This window comes from Ruminiclostridium papyrosolvens C7, from assembly GCF_000421965.1.
Lineage (GTDB): Bacteria > Bacillota > Clostridia > Acetivibrionales > DSM-1351 > Ruminiclostridium > Ruminiclostridium papyrosolvens_A.
In genome coordinates this window covers 306,110-325,857 of record NZ_ATAY01000020.1, presented here as the reverse complement: position 1 = coordinate 325,857, position 19,748 = coordinate 306,110, and the positions used below count along the sequence as shown (strand labels likewise).

The window sequence follows — 19,748 nt, the reverse complement described above, 5'->3', positions numbered from 1 at the left end:
ATCAATCCCTATTTGAGCTATTATATTGAGAAATAACATAGTTATATTCATGTAAAATTTGCTCCGTTATTCTATTCCAATTATAAAGCCTATGTACATTTTCTAACGCATTAATACTAATCTGTTTTGCTAAATTATCATCACAAAGCAGTTCAAGGATACAGTCTGCCAGAGAATTGGAATTTCCGCTGTAAAATTTCATTCCGTTCACCCTGTGATCCACGATTTCCCTTAACCCTCCGGTATCTGATACCACTACTGGAATGCCTGCAACCATTCCTTCTAGTGCTACAATTCCAAAAGGCTCATAGGTACTTGGAAAAACTGCAATATCTGAACATTTGTATAACTTCTGTAAAACCTCCTCACCTACAAAACCGGTAAAATAAACTCTGTTCTGAATTTTAAGATTACGGCTTTGTTCAATTAAACTATTTAAACACGGTCCTTTGCCCGCAATTACAAACTTAACATCATTATAACTTCTTATAATTTTAGGTATTGCATTTAATAGCACATGCACTCCCTTTTCACTTACAAGTCTTCCCACAAAAAATACTATTTTTTCATTAGGAGCAGCATAATTATTTCTGAATTCACTATCATATTCTATGTTATCGAATTTACCCAACTCGATTCCATTACTTATTACACTTATTTTATCCCCAGTTATATTAAATATAGATTTAATTTCATCTTTCATATATTTACTATTTACTATTAATTTTCTCGATTCTTCAGAAAGCATTATTTCAACATCGTTTATTGCTTTTTGCATATCAGAGTAAATTCCGTTGTTTCTACCAAATTCTGTTGCATGAATGGTGGAAATCAACGGAATTGAAAAGGAGTTTTTTAATACCTTTGCCGCATAAGCAACAAGCCAGTCATGTGCATGAATAATGTCAAATTTGCTTTCCCACAAAAGCCTGACTGCTGTTTCAATCATTGAGAAGTTCAGCTGCAAAACCCATTCTATAAAGTTTGTTGTAGAAACTTCTCTGACATGGACTCTATGTACAGTTACATTACTTTCAATTTCAAAATCCGGGGTACCTTCTTCCCAGCACGTAACAACGTGAACCTGATTACCGCAACGACCTAACTTATGTGCCAAATCATGCACTACTCTTGAAATACCTCCGATTATTCTTGGCGGGTATTCCCATGAAAGCATTAATATTTTCATAAATATTCCTCATTTTCAATGAAGATATATAATGTATATACATAAAATTACAAATAACCTATACCATTTTATCATAATGGTATACCTTTTTCAAAATAAACATTTTATGCTATATTTTAAATTTATTCCTAAAAAGTAATTGACACTATAATAGAATAAAACTATAATGTTATTACCAATATACACAGTCTCTTTTGTTTTCCCCGGACGGTTAACAAAGAAGATTACTTAAAAAAACAGAAGTTTTATAACTTCTGTTTTTTCTTTATACAGAAATAAAGTTATTCGTACACATGAAAAAAGTATTTCAGTTTGATTAAAACCAAACTGAAATACTTTTGGCTGCGGGTCAAGGGCTCGAACCCTGACAAACTGAACCAGAATCAGTCGTGCTACCATTACACAAACCCGCATCGCTCATCGACAAGAGGTATTGTAGCACATCCCGAATATTTATGTCAATACATTTTTCAGTATTTTTTTATATTTTTACTTACTAAATTTAATACTTTAGTTCGGATAAAATATTTACCAATATTTAACAATAGCATAATCATATTTAAAAACTCTACTCATATAATTAGATTAAGCATTTGTAAATTTCCTATTTAAAGGCTTAAGAATAACAAGGCCTTTTTTTTTACATTTCTACTATATCCCCTGTTGAAAATAAATAAAGGTATCTTTCTTTAACCCGTTTTAAGGTCAGCATTTCTAAAGCTCTTGAATAATAAGAAATTTGCAGTTTGTACTTTTCCATTATGACCTCAATGTCACCGTCAGGTACATAATCCGTTTTATAATCAATAAGGATGATATTATCCTCCTCTTCAAAATAGCAGTCAACAACACCCTGAAGAAGTATTTTGTCCTCATAGCCACTCACATCAGGCAAATCAGGGTAGATTTCCTTATAAGGCAATTCAATGTTAAAGGGCACTTCTCTGTGTATCTTAGCGGACTCCAACATTCTTTTCCCTACGGCTGAATTAATAAAAGCAGATATTTTCCTGATGTCAATACTTTTTGCCTGAATTTCAGTTAAAAGTTCTTTTTTTACCATCAATTCAATCTGTCCGGAAATATCTTCATTACGGAAATCTATATGCTGCATTACAAAATGCATGGCAGTTCCCTTTTCTGCCGGACTCAGTCCTTTCTTTTTCTCCAGAAATGCAGGTTTTTTTATGGTAGTAGTTTTGTATTCCGGCTGACTATTTTCTTCATCGTTATTAAGATTAAAATACCTTTTTAGCTCTGTTACTGATACTTTAGAAGGTATTTGAGCAAAATCCCTGTAAGGATATTTCCAACCTAAACGACGACGAATCTCACTAGCGTCTTCATTATCACAATTATCTTTTTGCTGAAGCCATTTTAATATGTCTTCCCTGTCCTTGATGTCTGTTTCAAGCTTCTTTGCCACAGCAATATCTGACTGATTGGTAAGAACTATTTTCCAGAACGAGTCATCTGAAACAATAGGCCCGTTATAATCCACACCAAGGCCTGCTGCTTTTCTTAAAATTTCAGAATCCTTGTGTCTCAATATGGAAGGGCATATCCAATCCAGATAATTCTGTGCTTTAAGCATATTATGGGCTGGGAACTTATAACCGTTGCTCTGTGCTGTGCCCAACCATTTTAATGCCGATTTTTCAATATCATTTACTGACCCGGTAATTATCAGCTTCTCTCTGGCTCTTGTCATAGCTACATAGAGTATTCTCATTTCCTCAGACAAGGTTTCAACTCTTATCTTCTGTTGAATTGCCTGTTTAGGAATCGAAGGATACTTTATTCTCTTTTTATAATCAACAAAATCAGGCCCAAAACCCAGTTCCTGATGCAGTAAAACACTTTTATACATATCCTGCATATTGAACTTTTTCCCGCAGCCGCACAAGAACACAACGGGGAATTCCAATCCCTTGCTCTTGTGGATACTCATTAGTCTGACAACGTTATCATTTTCCCCAAGAATTTTTGCACTTCCCATATCGCCCTTGTTTGTTTTCAGCTTATCTATAAAACTTATAAAATTGAAAAGACCGTTGTAGCTTGTATTCTCAAACTGTAAAGCACGTTCAAACAGTATTTTCAGGTTAGCCTGTTTCCTTTCACCGTCCTGCATTGCCCCTACTATACTGAAATAGCCTGTCTCATCATAGAGCTGCCATATGAGCTTGTGAGTTGACATATAGAGTGACATTTCTCTCCATTTTGCAAGCTTATGCAGAAAATCGGAGGATTTCTTTGATACCTCTGTATCCTGCACTGCTATTTCTTTGAGTGCTTCAAATATGGAAGCGTTACGGTTCATAAGGCGTACTTCTGCCAAATCACCCGTACTGAAATTTACTATTGGTGATCTTAATACTGATAGCAAAGGAATATCCTGATAAGGATTATCAATTATTTGAAGCAACGACAATACTACCTGTACTTCAGGTGTCTTAAAAAAACCGCTTCCTGTATCTGCAAAAACAGGTATATCCGACTTGGAAAGCTCTTCTGAAAACACCTCCGTCCAATTTCTGGTGGTTCTCAGCAGTATTACTATGTCATTGAACCTAACATCCCTGTAATCCCCAAGTTTTTTATCGTATACAACAAACTTCTTTCCCTCTGCATCAGGTTGAAATAGCTCAATTATTCTGTTTGCAACCATTCTGGCTTCCTTCTGTATATTATCAAGTATTTCTTCTTCCGGGAAATCTTGTTCGTCCGCCGGTTCACTGCCTTCTGATTGCATGCTGTTATCCCCAACGGAGGTTTCTATCAAATGCAGCTCAATAGCCCCTCCCGCTACTGTTTTTTCATTTTGGCATGGAGGAAAGCCTGCTCCGGGGTTCAGTTCTTCTATTTCATTGTAATCAAGCTCTCCCACCTTTTGAGACATTATCTGCTTAAAGATGTAGTTGATACCATCAACAACATCCTTTCTGCTTCTGAAGTTCTTGAACAACAGAATTTTTCTGTAGCTGCTGCCCTCGTCAATTGAGTAATTATCATATTTTTCAAGAAAAAGTTCCGGTTTAGCCTGTCTGAACCTATATATACTTTGTTTTACATCTCCTACCATAAAAACATTAGGGCTGCCTTTATCCTCTTTTGAAATCATTTTTATTATGATTTCCTGAACAAGATTGCTATCCTGATATTCATCCACCAATATTTCAGTAAATTTGTTCTTGTAATACTGAGCAATTTTTGTAGGACGTATGTTTCCGTCTTCATCAGTTTCCGCTAGTATATTAAGGCAAAAATGCTCAAGGTCGTTGAAATCAACAGAAGCCCTCTGACTCTTTTTCTGTGAATATCGTCTTCCAAAACCAATAACCAGCTTTGAAACACATTTCAGTATAGGATACATGGCTTTAAGGTCAGAAGCTATTTCATCCGACTTCATGAAAAAAACTTCATTTCTAAGACCGGTAATTACAGACTTTAACTCGTCCCTTGTTTTCTTTACGCTTTCCTGTACTGTTTTTTCTGCATCCTCTCCGCATCTGGGCAGAGTCTGGAATTCAAAACTATTGATATAATCGTACAGTTTGTCCCAGTGCATTCCGGTTTTACATACTTCTATAAGCCTATTCAAGTTATCGTTATCCTCAACAAAAACAGACAGATATTTTCCCAGACCTGGTGCGTATTTGATTTTTTCACATGCTTCATTCATAATATCTCTGAGGCCTTCAAGCCTCATAAAACTTGTTTCCAGCAGAATTCTACCCCAGGGTGTTTCTCCAAAGTCGTTGGTGCTCTCGAAATTATAACTTTCCACTTGTTGTTCAAGCCATTTTTCCGGCCATGGATAACTCTGGACGAAGCTGTAAATATTAAGAACCATATCTTGAATCTTCTCATCATCCCTGTTGCCTCCATAGGACTCTAACAGGTCAAAAAAATCTTCGTTTTCCTCAACATTTTCGTAAATTTCTTCAAACAACTCACTCAAGGTTTCCGATTTTAATAGTGTAGCTTCCGTCTCATCAAGTATCTTGAAAGCCGGGTCTATTTCAATACTCTGAAAGTTACTTCTTATAACCTCCAGACAAAAAGAATGAATTGTAGTAATGGAAGCCTTATTTAGAAGTACAAGTTGTCTTGAAATATTTTTTGAACCTTGATTTTTTTCTATTGCGTCGGATATGGCCGCCCCTATTCTTTCTCTCATTTCAGTAGCGGCAGCATTTGTAAAAGTTACTACCAGCAATGAATCTATATCCACAGGGTTTTCTTTATCAGTTATCTTTTTTATTATCCTTTCAACAAGTACGGCGGTCTTTCCTGCACCGGCTGCCGCAGCCACAAGCAGGTTGCAGTCCTTTTGGGTTATAGCGGCGTATTGTTCTTCTGTCCACTTGGTTTCAGACATCTATTAATCCCCTTTTACGTTAATCTCATCCATTAGTTTCCAAATATCATCATCTTCTCTGTCATGCAGCATCCTGAAGCTGTTCTCCTTTTGGGTCTGATCGAACTGGCATACTGATGAATAATTACAGTAGCTGCAGGAAGTTAACTTCTTTTTTTTGTAAGGACTTATAGGAACATTTCCCTTCATAAGTTCACTGCACATGTCTTTCAAAATCTGCTTTACGAAACCTCTTAATACTGTAAATTGTTCTATGGTAGCAGCAGAGGATTTACCTAAAACATCTCCTTTATTTATCCTTGCAGGAATAATGATGGAGTTCCCTTCAATTGTATTGTCCATATATTTTATAAGCTGGACATCAGCAAGGAGTAACCCCTTCATTTTTAGCTTTTTCATTATGGCTGTTTCTATTTCTTCCGGTAAACTGCTGCCTGTACCTCTTATCATTGGATCGTCAACTCTGAAATACAGAATTCCTCCCGGCAAGGCCTTTTCGCCACTCTTTTCGGAGTATTCCCATAATGCATCCAAGTAGGTAATAAGCTGCATTTGAAGCCCATAATAAACGTCGCTGAGTTTAAAATCCTTTTCACCTGATTTATAGTCTACAATTCTCAGATATGTTCCGTTATCAGTACTCAAAGTATCGATTCTGTCAATTCGTCCAACAAGCTTTATCTTTTCACCTGAATCTAATTCAATGACTATGGGAGGATATGCTCCACCCTCTCCGAATTCCACCTCATAACCCACAGGTTCAAAACTACTCCGACGTATATGCTCTGCAATAAGCCATACAGCTCTTGTAACAACTCTTTTCAGTCTTACAGCCAGAGCTTTAAACCTTTTTGAGCCCCCAAGTATGGTATTTTTCATACTGTCCAAAAGCTCATCTACTATTTTTGAAACCTCATCGCTACACCATTGTCTGTCAAATTCCCTCCATGAATAGTTGTTTTCATCCACCATTTTTGAAAATCTTTCAATGACAGCATGCATAAAGGTTCCGACATCCGGCGGACTCAGTCGGTATATCTTTCTTTCTCTTGCCCCCAGACCGTATTGTACATAAAATGCAAATGGGCATGAAGTGTACTTTTCCAGTCTTGAAACTGTAAAGTAAGGATTTTTTCCGTACAGCTCTCGCATTTTTGACTTATCCACTGGGACAGCTATGTTTCTGTATTTCAATGCATTTATCGTTGCATCACACTTTTGCTTCCATTCTTCCTGACCTGAAAACCATGCAAATAATTCCTTCCACATGTCTCCCGGCTCTATTCCTTCATTTTTCTGTCTTAGTATAGAAACCAGCTGATTAAACGCAGGTACAGGTGATACAATTAAATCAATATTCTTCTTGTCCTCAACAGGTTTTACAATATTATTTTTTTCGGTGATGTTTGGAAATATCTTTCGCATCTTTGATATTATTATGGAAGGACGCATTGTTCTTCCCTCATGGTCGGCAATAGGCCAGCTTATTCTCAAAAAGTTTTTTGGTGTGGTTAATATTCTATATATAAGGTACTGCTCATCAAAGGCTCTGGATTTTGTATCGCTGGCCAGTTCAATACCGCTTTTATCAAGTACTTCCCTATCAGCATCCGACAAAATACCCTCAGTTATCCCTGCGGATGGAAATACTCCGTCATTGGTTCCAAGAATGTACAGAGCTTTTATTTCGTGGCTTCTTAGATGCTCGATACTTCCTATCAAAACCTGATCAAGGGATGCCGGAATAGATGAAATCTTGTATTCCGCCAGTCCTATTTTGAATACATTGGCAAACCTTTCAATTCCAAAGGTTTCATCTCCCATTACTTCTACAACCTGATCAAAAACATCCATAAGTATGTTCCACACTTGCTGATATTCCCCTGCAAGCCTTAACTGTCCACTTTTATTAAAGTTGTCTATATAATCACGAATTCTTTCTTCTACACCGATTTCAACCAAATACTCATAAATTCCCGTACAAAAATCTTCTGCAGTTCTTCTTCCCTTTGTCCTGTTTCGAAAACGCAAAAGGGGTTCCCTTATTTCGTTTCTGGTCATATTTACCTTTAGAAGCATTTCATCATTTTCAGGATTCTGTCTATCATCTGGTATGAATTCAATGCTGGTATTCCAGTCTGCCTCCTGAGTCCAACGACTCCCCCTGATACCGCAGGCCAGAACGTAGTTTTCCAGTAGGTCTATTTTAGTTTCATCAATTCCCGTAAGCCCTGACTTTAGGTATCTGAACACCGCTTCATAGGACCAATTTTCAGTAAATATCTCCAGCATTGAAAGGACCATCCTAACCAACGGATGATTTGTTATTTCGGTTTTGGAATCTATAAAACACGGTATGTTGTATTGTTCAAAAATTACCTCTATAAGATTTTCGTATCCTGCAAGGTTTCTTGTGGCGACAGTTATGTCCTTAAACTGCATACCATTGTCACGGCACTGCCTGATTATATCCCTTGCACATTCTTCGATTTCAGCATAAATATTTACCGATTCAAAAAGCTCTATATCTGTTGTCGGCTGATGATAAACCCTGTAAGGGTAAGAATAGTAATTGGCTTCAAGGCTCTGCAGTTCTCTGCTGTCTTTAAACCTTGGAAGGTTTGCTGTGTTCAGGCTCACTGGCGGAAGTATTTTAACACCGCATGATTCCGCGATACTTACAAATTTCTTGCAGGATTTTTTTACTGCCGCAAAAACATCAGTTGAATCTGACTTTACCTCGTCAAAAAGTATATCGGTACACATAGTTATGCAAACATTCTCTGCCTGTTGAATAAGCTTAGATATTACATCAAACTCCTGAGGAGTAAATCCCGCAAAGCCATCAATCCATATCTCCGATTTACTGTACATTTCTGTAGATTCGAGCTTAGAAGCCAGTAAAGTCAGTTCATCATCCGTATCTCTGTAGCGACTTTCCAGCATATTGTCAAACTCACTGTATATAAGCTTTATTTCCTTTAGTTTATGTAAAAGATAATTGTCCTCGGTAAGTCCTTCTAAAACTTCATCAAAGCTTTCAGCTCTTACGTTATATCTTTTGAGCTCGGTTATAAGTGTTGATAAAGTATTTACAAATCCTTTACAATTAGCAGATTTGTGGAATATGGTAAATTGTTCTTTTAATCTGTCCAGGATACGATATATTATCATACTCTTTCCGGCAGGATGTATATGCGGGTATGTAATTCCACCAACCTGGTTCATGACCCTGTAGGCCATTCTTCTGAAGCTCAATACCTCAGTATTTAAAATTCCTCCTGTTCCGAGAACCTTTATCAAGTCACGTTCTGCCTGCAATGTATACTGCTCCGGTACAAGCAGGACAAGTTTTTTATTACTATCCTTATTCTGTTTCGTTTTTATCGAATTCAAGCAATGGAAGGACTTTCCCGAGCCTGACCTTCCATATATAAATTGAAGACTCATAGCTTCTTCCTTTTCTTATGTATTTTTAGCAAGTAATTTTTATGTCTTCTTCGGTCTGCACCGGCTCTTTTATTATAAATCCTGTAATAAAGTAAAATAAAATACCTGTAATTATTACTGAAATAAGACTGCCTGCAGAGTTAAAAGTCGATGTGAAAAATACGGTATTTGTTGAAAGTACGTTATCAGGATAGCTCACAATTAAAAATCCTATCAGATTGTTTACCGCATGACCCCCTATTGCAGCCTCCAAAGAGTTTGTTTTTATTGTAATCATGGCAAAAATCATTCCAACAACGAAATAATTTAAAACCATGCATATGGTACTTATAACACCTATTTTGCTTGAAGCAGTTACTTCAGGGTTCATAAGATGCGGAAGTGTGAACATAAAGCCTGAAATAACCGAAAGTAGCATACCGTTTTTAATTTTAAGTCCGAAGCTCTGGATTACGTATGCCCTGAAAACAAATTCTTCCGTAGCCGCCTGTAAAGGTGTCATTATAAGGATAAAAGGCAAAGCTATCCAGAATTTTGACCCATCAAAACTGAATGAATAGGTTTCAGGCGATAAGAAATAATCAATTACAGACCCGACAGCAATAAGCCCGCCGTACACTAAAAAGCCTACCCAGAATCTGCTCCACTGCATTTTTCTTTTGGTTGTGATAAGTGAAGTAAATGTCCTGTAATGTATAAACTTTGTTGCAATAATCAATCCCGCTAACATGAGGTAAATTGTAAAATTGGTAAATATGTAATTGGTAAAAGGGTTTACGTATTTATCCATAAATGCAAAAACATCAGTTGAGAATGTTAAATCAAAAATAGCATCCTTATTTTTGAATAAAGCATATACTATCGGTATTGAGCCTATAAAACTTCCGATAAAAAAATAAAAGTATAGTATAACTGAAACAGATGCTACAAATCTCGATGGTTTAGTATTACCTGTTACGGCCATATCCTGATATTTAATTGACATGTCAGTCCTCCAACATTTAATAATAAAGCTGTTATATTATTAATTATACTATTTTTTTATTTTCATTAAAATGCTTTAATCCAATATGTAAAAAAGCAACAGTCTAATAAGGCTGCTGCATTTTTAATATATTTTATGTTCTACCTTAAAGCTACAAGTACACAAGCCATAACTGCTTCAAGTTCCAGCTCGTTAATTCTCTTTAACAATTCATCATCATATGTTCCGGGCTGAAGCCAGATGTTTTTGATACCTAATTTTGCAGCTTCTTCTATCACAATCCTCCCTCTTTTAGGGGAAATAACCATATCTATAACTTCGGGTTTTTGCGGAAGCGAGGACAAATCCCTGTAGCATTTGTCACCTTCTACAGTCTCGTATCCCGGGTTGACCGGATAAACCTCATATCCCCTGTTTTTCAACTTTTTATAAATTCTATTGCCATACTTTTCGGGGTCCTGATTTGCACCCACTACAGCCCATACCTTTTTTTCAAGCATTTGTTCTTCATTCATGTGATTTATTCCTTTCCACTTTAGAAAAATCTATTTATGCTTTTAGTATACCACGCGTTTCAATTATAAAACTACAATTATGTTCAACGTGTATACAGGTTTGTACATGCTATTGCATTTGCTGCTTCCATACCGCTTTTAAGTGCTCCTTGCTGCCATCTGTGTATTGCTGATACGTGTTCTCCTGCAAAGTATACTCTGTCTCCATATTCCGGCAGAGTCATTATCCATGAAAATAATTTTTTCTGTTGAGGCGTAAAATAACAGAATGCACCTCTGAAAAGTGGATCGTTATCCCAAACCTGTGTTTTAAAGTCCGTAACAATGTTATTCAGATATCCTTTTGAAAGTCCGTGGACCTCTTCAACATTTCTCTTTACTTTGTCAAATCGATCCTCGTCAGTCATATTACCCAGCCTTACAGCATCCAGATTAAAATTATAGGAACCCACAATTACGCCGGGTTCTGATTCTGTACTTCTTTGATTAAGTCCTTGAGGTACCTGCCCCCGACTGGAAGTATACCATATGGCAGTAACTGGTAGATCAGTATATGAACCGCCTCCGTATATTCCCTGTTCCTCCCAGAATCTCCTGTTGCAGTTAAGCAGGGTCTTTTGGGAGTTACCATAGGTTACTTCCTTTATTGCCTGCATTTTTAAACTGCTGAACATAGGAGATATTTCAAAGGTTCTTAAAACGGAGAAAGGAACTGCACATACAATATAATCATAATTTTCATATCCTGTTTCCATTAGCTTTGTATTATCATATGTAAGGGTTACTCTGCCGTCTTCAAGGCATTTATATATTCCTTTTACCTTTACTCCCTGCTTCCATGTGACTTTACCCAGAAGTTCAGCCGGTATGTCAGGATAGTACTCCCAGAGCGCATTACTTGTAAATGATCTGTGGAATGCCAAAGGTAAATTTACCATTCCTCCTGTTATTTCATACAGGAACCAGAAATTTACAGGAAAATATTCCTGCACCAAATCAACATAATTGTGATACAGGAACTCTCCTCCTATTGGAAATAGGTTTGAAAGGAGGTTAATCGCACCCTGACTGAGCTTTTTATATTCAAACATCTGACGAGTATTGAGGCTGTCCCAGAACAACAGCTGCCTGCTGTATCGTGGTTTTACCTGAATAACTTCAATTCTGGCAGCAGGAGGAGCTTCAAGAACAGGTGCTTCTATCCCGTAATACCCCAACTCCTGCCATGCCGTTTTTGCTTCCCATGAGGCAAGATCGTAGGTTGGATAAATATACTTCATAACATTTTTACCGTATGGATCATTTCTTGCTCTTCTTTGGTGAAGATATATAAAAGTCTCCGGGTCACTCTGTATGAATGGCCTTGTATCAAGCTTAAATAAATTAATATAATGCCATACGGTCTCATGGTTGACAGGTATTCTCATAGGCCCTAATTCGCCGTAAAGTTTTTTTTCCCTGTCAAAATAATATGTATAAACCCTGCCGCCTATCCGCTCCTCCGATGCCTCTAATATTGTTATATCTAAACCCAGCTTACGAAGTTCAAAGGCGGCAGCCATTCCCGCGAGGCCTCCTCCTATAATTCCCACACTTTTCCCTTTGAACTGACCGGGCTTGGCTATTGATGTAATATTCTCAGATGGTGAAAATGCATTCAAAATATTGCAATAGTCCTCCGGATGACAGGTTCTGTATAATGCATATTTTGCCATTGTCTGACGTTCCTCGAATGACGGATTATCAGGCTGCGGGGGTCTTGGTTCTTTAGAATAAAGAATATTCGGACAAATCATATGCGTTCTCTCAATCTACAGTACTTCTAATTATTTATATGAAAAGTGATTATTTTTTGTGTTTTATTTCACTTTAATTTGGGAATTCATATAATATTATATTTAATCTTGGAGGCAATAGTTATGAATGACGTTATAATAATAGGCGGAGGTCCGGCAGGCTATACAGCTGCTCTCTACAGTTCCAGGGCACAACTTGACACCCTGGTTATTGAAAAAATGTTTTCGGGCGGTCAAATGGCTACAACGGACGTAATGGAAAACTACCCCGGATTTGAGGAGCCTATCGGAGGCTCCGACCTTGCATTGAGAATGGAAAAACAAGCAAGAAAATTCGGTACAGTAGTATTAAATGATGAAGTACTTGAGCTTGATTTAAATTCACATATAAAAAAGGTTAAAACTAAAAATAATACTTTTGAAAGTAAAACAATAATTCTTAGCATGGGAGCATCACCAAAAATGCTGGGCTTGCCAAAAGAAGAAAAATTAAGGGGTTCAGGCGTCTCCTACTGTGCAGTATGTGATGGTGCTTTTTTCCGTGGGAAAACAGTTGCAGTTGTTGGAGGCGGTGATACAGCTGCTGAGGATGCTCTTTATCTGGCAAGATTTTGTCCCAAAATATATATAATCCACAGAAGGGATACAATGAGAGCCACAAAGCTACTTCAAAACGAGCTGTGTTGCAACAAAAAAATTGAGTTTTTATGGGACTCGGTAGTAGAGGAAATTGAAGGACAATTTGGTGTTGAAGGCTTGAAAATTAAAAATATTAAAACAGGAGAACAAAGTTCTATAAAAGTGGATGGCTTGTTTGTAGCAATTGGTTTGAATCCCAATAATTCCCTTGTAAAGGATAAGGTAGAACTTAACAAGGATGGTTATGTTATAACCGATGAGCGAATGAGGACTAATGTTCCCGGTGTATTTGCAGCCGGAGATTTACGTGAAAAGTACCTTCGGCAGGTCATTACTGCTGCTGCTGATGGAGCTTCCGCAGCCTATACTGCCGAACAGTATATAAATGAAAATATGAAAAATTTTAAATAAAAATTTTCCACGACTTTAATCATTCCTTTCGGAAACAATAATTTTGAATTCATTATGAAAGGATGATTGTGATGAAAGTAAAAGATATAATGACTACAAATGTAACTTATGTTGAACCAAATGCTTCTATTCTCGATACTGCAAAGTTAATGCAGCAGCACAATGTAGGATCAATTCCTGTTTGTGACAAGGGAAGCGTTGTAGGTATGGTAACTGACAGAGATATTGTTGTCAGGAATATTGCTATAGGCAAAAACCCTCAGCAGACACCAGTCAGTGATATTATGACAACAGGTATAACATCTGTCAGCCCTGACATGGAAATGTCACAGGTTACCAAGATGATGGCTGACAGCCAGATAAGAAGGGTACCTGTAGTTGACCATAACAATCTTGTAGGTATTGTTGCACTGGGTGATGTGGCTACTGATGCGAAATTTGACACTGAGGTTGCCGACACTCTCACTGAAATTTCAAGACCTTCAAAACCTCAGTAAAACTACTGAGGTAGTTTAAACAAGGCTTCATCAGATGAAAATCTGATGAAGCCTTGTTTTATTAGTTTAGCCTTTTTTCCCGGTGTAAATGAGAATTGCTTCTCTCAGGAATTCTGCCGTACCGGGTTGTTCCTTATCGTAGTACACTCTGAATCTTTCATCATCTACATACATTTGGGCAAGCCCTGCATGAGCCTCACTGTTGTAACTGGGCCACGAAAAGCTAAGCCATTGACGATGGAGGTCAGCTGCTTTCTGTGCGAGCTCTCCTGCCGGATCGCCAGTTTCAAATGCCTGCTTTAATGTCTCCTGAACAAGGGCTGTAAGTTCTTCAAGTTCCTTATATTGTTCCTCTGACATATCCCTTAATTTATTGTATGATTGATTCACAGTCTCTTCTCCGTACTTTTCACGGATTTCCTCTCCATATTTCCTGTCATTTTCATTAAGAATCTTTTGTTTGAAGCCCTCAAACTTTTCTCTATCAGTCATTTCAGTTCTCCCTTCACTGGCAGCTATTGTTTTATCAATAGTCCTTATTAACTGCTCCAACTGGTTTTTCTTTTCCAGAAGCTTTTCTCGGTGGTCTTGTAAAGCTGAAATACAGTCGTAAGCCGGATCATTCACAAATTCTCTTATCCTATCGAGTTCCACACCCAGTTCGCGATAAAACAAAATGTGCTGAAGCCTGTCTATTTCCTTCTGACCATAAATACGATATCCTGATGAGTTTATTCTCGCCGGCTTGAGAATACCTATTTCATCATAGTACCTGAGGGCCCTTGTACTTACACCGGCTATTTGAGCCAGCTTTTTTATTGTGTATTCCATAGCTTTAAACCTCCTGACAGGATTAATATACACCTTTACGCTACGTGAATGTCAACACTGTTTTAAAAAATAATTCACCATTTATTAATTAAAAACATACAATATAAACAGTATTCCCTTTAACATATTTATGGAGGTAATAATGAGCTATACATATCCATCCGGCCAGCCCCAGGGCACTGCACGTAAAGTTACCAACAGACTAAGAGAAATCATGATTGCAGAATTAATGACTATTAACGTGTACCAAAGCCACATTGCTAATTCCTACATGATAAATGTAAACGAGGTCTGGCATCATATAATGCTAGATGAAATAAGGCACTATGAAACTGTTTTCAACCTTCTGAGAAAATATGACCCTGTCCAGTATAAAGCTTCTTTAGAACAACACGAGGATTATTTGAAACCCAAATCACCCATGCAATTGTACAATCCACGTTATGACAAGCAAATAGTACTTAATAATATAAGAGAAGATATTAAGGGAGAATTGGAAGCCGTAATACTTTATGAGGAAGAAATTGAGGCATATTCTTCCTACAAGGATATAAAAATTGCAATTCAATCTATAATTGATGATGAAAAAGAACACGCAGAACACTTAACTCAAGTTCTCAAAAAGTATGAAAATGAGCAATTTATCTATATAAAGGAAAAAGGAAAGAGTGAGTCTCAAAAGCGTGGGAAACCGTAAATTTTCCCACGTTTTGAGTTACATATAATAACGAATAAAACCAATAATAATTTAATAAATAAATTTTTATTATTGGGAAGGTAATTACTTTGTTTAAAAAACTGTCAAGATTTATAAATTTTGTTAATGATGTAAGAAGCAAGCAAAGAGATAGTAACAAGCCTTCACCGGATAATGTGTCTTATGCTGGCAATGGGCAGAGTTTACATGAATCTTTGGACGAAAATTCCCAAAGAATAAAAAAAGCTCTCGGCAAAAGTGATGATATCATAATAAGAAAATTTAATTTTGGAGTAAAGCATCAAACTAAAGCTCTAATTTGTTTCATCGACGGGTTGGGAGATAAGAACCTGATACTTGAGTACGTTGTTAAATCTCTTATGGTCAACATTCATATTACAAATCCACACGGTAATCTTGTGGATAAGCGAAATATGTTTAATGATATTAAAGATAATATACTAAGTATAGTTGAAGCAACCGAAGTAAAAAATATGGATGAGTCCATCGACACAATTTTATCAGGTAATACACTTCTGCTGATAGACGGATGTACTCAGGGCTTCTCCGTAAGTGCCAAAGGAGGAGAACGCAGAAGTATACAGCAGCCGGAGACGGAGGTTGTTATTCGTGGTTCACGAGAGGCTTTCGTAGAGACACTCAGGGTTAATACTTCTTTGATACGTAAAATAATCAAAAACCCCAACCTTATTTTTGAAACCCTTGTAGTCGGAAAGCAAACCCGAACTGATGTTTGCATTGCATATATTCAGGGTATTGCCAATGACAAGGTTGTTCAGGAAGTACGGGACAGGATAAACCGAATAGACACGGATGTCATACTGGAATCCGGTTATATCGAGCAGTTTATTGAGGACAATCCCCTTTCTCCTTTTGCAACGATAGGAAACAGCGAAAGGCCAGACAAGGTCTCTGCAAAGCTTCTTGAAGGAAGGGTAGCAATTTTGTGTGGAGGAACCCCTATTGTATTGACAGTACCCTATACTTTTGTTGAGTCACTTCAGGTACCGGAGGATTATTATTCCCGGCCGTATCTGACCAACTTTATAAGGATACTGAGGGTTCTGGCATTATTTATAACTCTTACACTGCCTGCTTTATATATTTCCCTTACCACCTTCCATCAGGAAATGATTCCTACCGTCCTGCTCGTTACCTTTGCTGCTGCAAGAGAAGGAATTCCTTTTCCTGTTCTGATTGAGACTCTTATTAGTGAGATTATTTTCCAATTTATACGTGAATCCGGGATAAGGATGCCTAAAGCCGTTGGTACGGCAGTAAGTATTGTAGGTACTCTTGTCATAGGACAAGCCGCTGTTCAAGCAGGAATAATCGGCGCACCTATGGTAATCATAACAGCTTTGTCAGCTATTACAAGTTTTATACTCCCGTCCATTTACGATGCTTTAATAATTTTAAAATTTTTAATGATTTTTATTAGTAGCGCCTTTGGGCTTTTTGGCGTAATCGTAGGTATGTTCTGTATATTGGCACATATGTGTTCCCTTAGGACCTTCGGAACTCCATATATGGCACCTTTAGCCCCTATAAACTGGAGTGACTTGAAGGACAGCGTTTTCAGATTTCCCCTCTGGATTATGAAGAACCGTCCTAAAGCTATTACATGGAAAAAGTCTAGCCGGCAATCATCAAAACAAATGCCAAATAAGCCTGACAAGAAAAAGGGAGGGAAAAACTATTGAACAAAAAGCTTGTTGCAGTGTTAATTATCATTACACTTTCTGCAATGCTTCTAACAGGCTGTTGGGACCGTAAAGAACTGAATCAATTGGGGATTGCAATGGCTATAGGGTTAGATAAGGGGGATGACGGCAAAATCCAGTTAACAAGTCAGATAGTCCGTCCTGCAGCAATGGAAAAACAAGGCGGCGGAAAAGAACCTCCTTATGAGCTGGTCATTTCGTCAGGAGACTCAATATTTGAAGCAATCAGACATACAGTTAAGGAATTTGACAGGAGAAGCTTTTTCTCTCATATTAAAGTAATAGTAGTTGGTGAGGACTATGCCCGAGAAGGCCTTGGAGACACAATTGACTTCATAACCCGCAGTCATGAATTGAGAAAAACAACATGGCTTATTGTTGCATCAGACTGCAAAGCCTCCGACGTACTCGGTGTTAAACATGGCCTTGAAAAGATACAGGCGAACTATATGGAAGGCATACTCAAATCTCAGAAGATAGAGTCAAGTTCGGCAGCCTCTAAAGTAATAGATTTTATAAAAACAATGCCTGGTGAAGGGAGCAACCCTGTTACCGGCGTTTTTTCATTGATTGATGTTAAAAGTGTCCCTACAGAAGGAACAGAACCAGAACAACGCAAAGGATTAAAGCTTACCGGATCAGCATTATTTAAAAAAGATAAACTGGTAGGCTTTCTGGATAACAAAGATACTCTTGGTCTGAATATTCTGACCGGAAAATGCAAAAAGACATCCATCAATGTACAAGCTTTTAGTAATGATGCTGACAGTCAAGTTACAATCGAATTGATAAAGATTAAGTGTTCTGTCAAACCTTCCATCACCGATAAAGGTAATATATCTTTTGATGTTGCAATAAAAGCAGAAGGAAATATGACTGAAGTCAAGCAAGACCTTGATGTAACTAATCTACAACTTTTTGAACAAATTAACAGCAATTTTTCAAATTATATAAGAGTTACAACTGATAAAACAATAAAGAACATACAGGGAAACATGAAAACAGATGTATTAGGGTTCGGGAGAACTTTGGAAATAAAGTACCCTAAATCCTGGAGTAAAATAAAAAGCAAATGGGATGATGAGATATTCCCTAATGTATCATATACCGTTGAAGTAGCCACTTGTCTCAACCGAACCGGACTTACCTTAAAGCCAATCAATGCTAAAAAGATTGGTAAGTAAAGTAGACTTTAGTTTTTATTACCCGAAATCAGCTTTATCAGGGACAGTACCGCATAGTACAGAGTTACAGCTACTAGGATAAAGGCATATCCCCATGCCGAAAATGCTATTATACTTTGCCCTATCCCTGTCTCTATTGTGTCATTTATTATTTTAGTGATAAACTTCATCATATTCCTTCTCTTCTTCCATAACTTTTATTTATTTTGGATATTTAATTCCATATTACAATATCTTTTAAGATAAAATATCAATAAAAGCATTATTGGAACTATATTGCTAACCGGTACCCATTGCTGCCAGTACTGGGGAACAAGGTATTTTACATGGAACGGATAATTGGGCTCGTATATTTTTGAATACCACATAATGAAAACCGCCAAAGGAATTAACACCCATCTGTAATCTTTTATATGGAATAATTCAGCAAAGATTAACACTGCAGAATAGTAAAATAATATGGTTAGATAGAAGCCGCCCATAAATACAAGAATGACTCCTATTGCATCAAGATTAGTAATTATATCCCCTAAACTAATGAGTTTGATTACCTCCAGGAACGGTATGGTTGCAACGGAAGTATAATTAAAACCCATTGATGTAACCATTATAATTAGAGAAACAGTTAAATTGACCCCGGTCAGTGCAAGTGCCCAGTAAGTTGTCTTTTTTACTTCCTTTACCGACCCGTTATACTTCCAGAACTGAAAAAACACATAAACCAAACCGAAGGGAAAGTTAATTCCTATCGGATAAAAAGCCTTTAGTATAGGTTTGAACCCTCCTTGAAATACGGGCAGCAGTTCTTTTAGATTTATCTGTTTTGATGCAATTATCATAATATAGATAGATATTATTAATAAAATTACTACAGGAAATATTATTTCCGCAATACGCCCCAGAGTCTCTATCCCTAAAAAAAGTACATAAATAATTGCTATATAAAAAATAATCTGTATTACCAGATTTGGTGTATCCTGAAGGAATGTTACATTTATCAGATCTGCAAATTCACTTGTGGTTCGGGTGGCATTAAAAGTATATATCATAAAGTAAACAAATCCCAATGGCCACCCCAAGGTTTTACCCAGAATGGATTGAGTTATTCCCACAATGTTCTTTTCAGGATATTTACTGTATATGGATGTATACAACCAGACCAAACCCATTCCGGCAATTGTTGAAATTATATCTACAATCCATGCATCTCTTTTGGCTTCAATACCTAAAGCCCATAAATTGGTGCTGCCTATCTGTCCCATCATTATCAGACAGAATAGCTGGTTCTTACTTATTTTCTCCATGATAAACCACTCATTCGTTATTTTTTATTTCAATATTATGTGCATTTGTATTAATGTGTATGCAGTGGTGTTTTTTACTAATATTTAAGACTCTCATTCTTACAATAGATAATTCCGCATA

Annotated in this window: 14 protein-coding genes and 1 tRNA gene; 5 read left to right on the top strand and 10 right to left on the bottom strand. The window is 37.1% G+C overall.

The annotated features are described in order from the left end of the window. Position 1 precedes the first annotated feature (1 nt). From L323_RS26520 to L323_RS26500, 7 genes are all read right to left on the bottom strand, one after another. A complete protein-coding gene (locus L323_RS26520; RefSeq protein WP_020814668.1) occupies positions 2-1,189 on the bottom strand; it encodes a glycosyltransferase family 4 protein in 1,188 nt (395 codons plus the stop codon). A 339-nt stretch (positions 1,190-1,528) separates the two neighbouring features. After that, positions 1,529-1,602, bottom strand: a tRNA-Gln gene (locus tag L323_RS26515). Between the two features lie 227 nt (positions 1,603-1,829). Continuing rightward, positions 1,830-5,573 (bottom strand): helicase-exonuclease AddAB subunit AddA, encoded by a 3,744-nt coding sequence (addA, locus tag L323_RS0120535; RefSeq protein ID WP_031341840.1) that lies wholly within the window; start codon positions 5,571-5,573, stop codon positions 1,830-1,832. A 3-nt stretch (positions 5,574-5,576) separates the two neighbouring features. Then, positions 5,577-9,023: a helicase-exonuclease AddAB subunit AddB gene (gene addB / locus L323_RS0120530; RefSeq protein ID WP_031341838.1), complete on the bottom strand. Its 3,447-nt coding sequence runs from the start codon at positions 9,021-9,023 to the stop codon at positions 5,577-5,579. A 25-nt stretch (positions 9,024-9,048) separates the two neighbouring features. Further along, entirely contained in the window at positions 9,049-10,008 is a 960-nt protein-coding gene (locus L323_RS26510; protein ID WP_020814667.1) for a CPBP family intramembrane glutamic endopeptidase, read from the bottom strand. A gap of 140 nt (positions 10,009-10,148) precedes the next feature. After that, on the bottom strand, positions 10,149-10,523 hold the full coding sequence (locus L323_RS26505; RefSeq protein WP_020814666.1) for a CoA-binding protein: 375 nt from the start codon (positions 10,521-10,523) through the stop codon (positions 10,149-10,151). 83 nt (positions 10,524-10,606) lie between these two features. Further along, positions 10,607-12,319, bottom strand: coding sequence for a flavin monoamine oxidase family protein (locus tag L323_RS26500; protein WP_020814665.1), 1,713 nt, complete (start codon positions 12,317-12,319; stop codon positions 10,607-10,609). Positions 12,320-12,442: 123 nt separating this feature from the next. Here L323_RS26500 and trxB point away from each other — a divergent pair, with 123 nt between their 5' ends. Together trxB and L323_RS26490 are read left to right on the top strand one after the other, a co-directional pair. After that, on the top strand, positions 12,443-13,369 hold the full coding sequence (trxB, locus tag L323_RS26495) for a thioredoxin-disulfide reductase (protein ID WP_020814664.1): 927 nt from the start codon (positions 12,443-12,445) through the stop codon (positions 13,367-13,369). A 71-nt stretch (positions 13,370-13,440) separates the two neighbouring features. Then, positions 13,441-13,866, top strand: coding sequence for a CBS domain-containing protein (locus L323_RS26490; protein WP_020814663.1), 426 nt, complete (start codon positions 13,441-13,443; stop codon positions 13,864-13,866). Between the two features lie 66 nt (positions 13,867-13,932). On the opposite strand, the gene L323_RS26485 is transcribed toward L323_RS26490, so the two are convergent. Further along, positions 13,933-14,697, bottom strand: coding sequence for a MerR family transcriptional regulator (locus tag L323_RS26485; protein WP_020814662.1), 765 nt, complete (start codon positions 14,695-14,697; stop codon positions 13,933-13,935). Positions 14,698-14,839: 142 nt separating this feature from the next. Here L323_RS26485 and L323_RS26480 point away from each other — a divergent pair, with 142 nt between their 5' ends. The 3 genes from L323_RS26480 (at position 14,840) to L323_RS26470 (ending at position 18,323) form a co-directional block, all read left to right on the top strand. Further along, entirely contained in the window at positions 14,840-15,394 is a 555-nt protein-coding gene (locus L323_RS26480) for a ferritin family protein (protein ID WP_020814661.1), read from the top strand. 89 nt (positions 15,395-15,483) lie between these two features. Then, positions 15,484-17,118, top strand: a complete 1,635-nt coding sequence (locus L323_RS26475) for a spore germination protein (protein ID WP_020814660.1) — start codon at positions 15,484-15,486, stop codon at positions 17,116-17,118. Beyond that, a complete protein-coding gene (locus L323_RS26470; protein ID WP_020814659.1) occupies positions 17,115-18,323 on the top strand; it encodes a Ger(x)C family spore germination protein in 1,209 nt (402 codons plus the stop codon). Before L323_RS26475 ends, L323_RS26470 begins: the two co-directional genes overlap by 4 nt. Positions 18,324-18,331: 8 nt before the next feature. On the opposite strand, the gene L323_RS41275 is transcribed toward L323_RS26470, so the two are convergent. Both L323_RS41275 and L323_RS26465 read right to left on the bottom strand, forming a co-directional pair. After that, positions 18,332-18,496, bottom strand: a complete 165-nt coding sequence (locus L323_RS41275; protein ID WP_165582679.1) for a hypothetical protein — start codon at positions 18,494-18,496, stop codon at positions 18,332-18,334. Positions 18,497-18,520: 24 nt separating this feature from the next. Beyond that, on the bottom strand, positions 18,521-19,627 hold the full coding sequence (locus L323_RS26465; protein ID WP_020814657.1) for a GerAB/ArcD/ProY family transporter: 1,107 nt from the start codon (positions 19,625-19,627) through the stop codon (positions 18,521-18,523). Positions 19,628-19,748 lie beyond the last annotated feature (121 nt).